Genomic DNA, 1241 nt, shown 5'->3' with positions numbered 1-1241 from the left:
TGGGGGGAAGCCGGCACGGAGGGGGTCTCCGTGGTGGCTGCTCCTTGTTGTGGTCCCGGTGAGTGCGGCGCGGACGGGAGAGCCAGGCACAGGGCTGCTGCGATGCAGGCCGCGGCCGCGCCCAGGGCGTGTCGGCGGTGTCGGCGCCGGTCGGCGCGTCGGCGGATCTCCGCAGCGGGCAGGGTCGGTGCGGGCATCTGCGTGCCGAGCAGCCGCAGCCGGTCGGCGAGGGTGTCGTGGACGGGGTCAGACACGGAGCTTTCCTTCCTCGCCGGCCGGGGTCAGGTCGGCGAGTCTGGCCGCGAGCGCGGCCCGGCCGCGGGCGAGGCGGCTCTTGACGGCGCTGACGCTGGCGCCGGTATCGGCCGCGACCTGCTCGACGGAGAGGTCGCACATGTGGTGCAGGACCAGGGCGCTCCGCTGTGCCTCGGGGAGGTCGCGGAGCGCGGCGACCAGCATCAGGTGCTCCTCGGTGGGCGGCTCGACGGTGGGTGGTTCCTGGCGGTGGTGGCGTCCGGCCAAGTGCAGGCCCCGGGCCAGACGTCGCCAGCGGGAGAGGGCCAGCCGCCGGGCCGTGGTCCGGATCCATGCCTCCGGGGCGTTGCCCGGGTCGAAGGTACGCCGTCGGTCCCACGCGCGGACGAAGGCCTCCTGGACCACGTCCTGTGCTTCGGACCAGTTGCCGGTTATCGCGTAGAGCTGCCCGGTCAGGCGGGAGAAGGACGCCGCGTAGAACGCGTCGAACTCCTGTGGCGTCATCAAGGGCCTCTCTTCCGGGGCTGTCCGTCAGCTCGCGGCACAGGCGGTGCGCGAGGAAGCACTCCTCGGCCGCGGCGGCGGATCTGTGCGTCCTGGGCGGAGCCTCCCGCCCTGTACGCACGAGCCCCGTCCCGGCGTTGCGCCCACGGACTATGACCTGGATCACGTGTGCGGGGTGCGACCTGCCGGGCGTCGGGGGGCGTACAGGGGTGCTGGCATCAACCGGACGCCCGCAGGAAAGGACACGGATTCATGCGTATCCGCCCGATCATGCTCATCTCCGCCACCGTCACCGCCGCGGCCATCGCGACCGCGGGGGGAATGGCCACTGCCGCAACCGGCACCTCCACGCCCACCCCCACGGCTCAAGGCAAGCCCTCCGGTACGCCCACCGCCACGCCCACCGCCACGGCCTCCGAGCCCGACTCGGCCGGCGCCTCGGTGGTCTCCGGCGGCGGCTCGGCCGTTACCGGCGTGACTGC

The 1241-nt window shown here is 73.6% G+C and carries 1 protein-coding gene and 2 pseudogenes; 1 reads left to right on the top strand and 2 read right to left on the bottom strand.

What is annotated here, in order from left to right:
- A pseudogene (locus ACFWJ4_RS41650) lies at positions 1-254 on the bottom strand (hypothetical protein); the annotation flags it as partial.
- Positions 247-759: a SigE family RNA polymerase sigma factor gene (locus ACFWJ4_RS41645; protein WP_380554704.1), complete on the bottom strand. Its 513-nt coding sequence runs from the start codon at positions 757-759 to the stop codon at positions 247-249. The pseudogene ACFWJ4_RS41650 and the gene ACFWJ4_RS41645, both read right to left, overlap by 8 nt.
- Before the next feature lie 252 nt (positions 760-1011).
- Here ACFWJ4_RS41645 and ACFWJ4_RS41640 point away from each other — a divergent pair.
- Positions 1012-1241, top strand: a pseudogene (locus ACFWJ4_RS41640) (hypothetical protein); the annotation flags it as partial.

Source organism: Kitasatospora sp. NPDC127067, assembly GCF_042724755.1.
Classification (GTDB): Bacteria; Actinomycetota; Actinomycetes; order Streptomycetales; family Streptomycetaceae; genus Kitasatospora; species Kitasatospora lactacystinica.
This window is presented reverse-complemented; position numbering and strand designations above follow the sequence as displayed.

What these genes read in the sequence shown, in the direction of transcription:
- ACFWJ4_RS41645 (WP_380554704.1), bottom strand. Translation starts at nt 759, where the DNA reads ATGACGCCACAGGAGTTCGACGCGTTCTACGCGGCGTCCTTCTCCCGC.